At 66.0% G+C, this 1,840-nt stretch carries 3 protein-coding genes; 1 reads left to right on the plus strand and 2 read right to left on the minus strand.

Annotated elements, in window-relative coordinates; genetic code table 11:
- Positions 1-564 precede the first annotated feature (564 nt).
- Positions 565-783 carry a hypothetical protein gene (locus ADL08_RS37130; RefSeq protein WP_159043038.1) on the plus strand — a complete coding sequence of 73 codons (219 nt, stop codon included), beginning with the start codon at positions 565-567 and terminating at the stop codon, positions 781-783.
- Positions 784-975: 192 nt separating this feature from the next.
- Here ADL08_RS37130 and ADL08_RS09890 read toward each other — a convergent pair whose 3' ends face one another.
- The gene (locus ADL08_RS09890) at positions 976-1,185 is read right to left on the minus strand and encodes a hypothetical protein (protein WP_078968089.1); all 210 of its coding nucleotides are present in this window, start codon (positions 1,183-1,185) and stop codon (positions 976-978) included.
- Positions 1,186-1,259: 74 nt separating this feature from the next.
- The coding region (locus tag ADL08_RS38030; RefSeq protein WP_234352081.1) for an RHS repeat-associated core domain-containing protein at positions 1,260-1,840 on the minus strand (581 nt) is incomplete at its 5' end.

Consider the following 1,840-nt stretch of genomic DNA (forward strand, 5'->3'; position numbering starts at 1 on the left):
TCGTCACACCAGGGCTTGAAGCGCTACCACCACCAGAAAACAAACTGATCAGCCCAGGCCAAACCACGACCTACTGATCAGAAAAACCGCCCCCGGACATGGAGCGCACTACGAGAACTCGGCGTCGAGTGGGCGTAATGCCGGCGTCTCGGCCTTGGGCCGAACAAATCGCTGCCACCCCCACATAACTAAGGCGTAGGGGAGAAGGGCCCGGACCTCGGTCCGGGCCCTTCTCCGTGCCCGCTTCCCGTCCGGCTTCGGAGCCGCGAACGGGCCGGCTCCGTGAGCACGCGACGTAAGCACCCGCGTTCTGTCACAGTCCGCGCCGTCATGCACGAACTCGTCGAGAAGGAACCTTCCATGAACACCCAGCAGGCACCCGGGGGATCGAATGCCCCCATCACGGCTATCGTGTTGGTACGCCACCCAGGCGGGGCCACGGCCCCTCAGGGACGCTCTCACGCAGGGAGCCGGGAAGACAGCCGACCGCGCGGTGAACACCCCCCGCGGACGACACCACGCAGGTGTCCGCCACCCGTCCCTTCCTCTATGTGGAGGATTGCCATGACTGGCACCCCCGGCACTCCCGTGCCCGAACCTGAGCCCCAGCCGACGCCTCCGTCCCAGCGTGTGGCGACAGGCATGGTGATCGTCGGCCTTGCCGCCCTGGTCGCCGTCGTCGTCCTCGCCCTGACCGGCCACCCTGAAGCCACCGGATCGGCTGCCGTCATCGGCTCCGCCTTCGCCGGCGGCGTCAGCATCAGGGTCAACATCCGCCGCTAGCAGCGCAGGGAGGGGCTCCTGGGTATCTACCCGGGAGCCCTTCTTCTTGTCCGTCGTCATCGAGTGGACACAAGCCGGTCGGCTTGTGTACAGGCGGCTACCGGCGGCGCGGGGCAGTGGTCCGCACCTCCGCCAGGACAATGCCGGCTACCGGGCGCGGTGCGTGACGACGTACAGGGCCCAGGCGGATCCTCAAGTTTGTCCGCTCTTCCCCTTCTGGACGAAGAAGTATCCGACAAGGCAGATGGCAACAACCATTACCAGTACAACCCACCCGCCGGCGTTCCCGGAGGCGATCAGAAAAGCCGAGAACAGAATTCCGATCACCGCGAAGAACGCGGCAAACTGGGCGTACCTCTTAACGACAGCTCGCTGCTCCATCGACCAGCCAACACGTGGCACGGCTTTCTCCTTTCGAAGGGTGGGTAGGGGCGGAAGAAGTCTCTTTCTCCGCCCCTACCCAGATTCCTGGTTCGTCAGCCCCCGACGGCGTTGGATGCGATCTGTCCCGCGCTCCATCCGATGACGTAGCATCCTGCTGTGGCTCCGAGGGAAGTGCCAAGGGTGGGTGGGGCAGCAGCTGCTACGGCTGCACCGCAGGCAGTCGCGGCCAGTCCTCCCACCACGAACCCGGCAACATCGCCCCACAGTGCCCGCGTGTCTCCTTGGACCAAATTGGCGCCTGCGCCGATAAGGTCACCGGCGTTACCGAGGGCGTCCACCGCACCGTCAAGGCTCAGCAGTCCGGTGGGGTCGGTGTGGTTGACCGGGTCGCCGACGGCGTAGAGGTAGGGGTTCTTTTCCTGGCCGGAGGGGTCGGGCTGGGTGAAACGGCCCAGGGCCGGGTCGTAGTAGCGGGCGCCCATCTTGTACAGGCCCGTGGGGTCCAGGTAGGCGCCGGCGAAGCGGTAGGGCTGGGGGAAGGTTTCGGTCGTGCTCTGGTTCGTGCCGTAGGCGCTGTAGGCGTAGGTGTGGGTGCGCTTGCCCGCCTCGTCGACCAGGCCCAGGACGTTGCCGGTGGCGTCGGTGAGGTAGTAGAAGGACTTGCCGCCGTTGC

This window comes from Streptomyces sp. NRRL F-6492 (assembly GCF_001280125.1).
Taxonomy (GTDB): domain Bacteria; phylum Actinomycetota; class Actinomycetes; order Streptomycetales; family Streptomycetaceae; genus Streptomyces.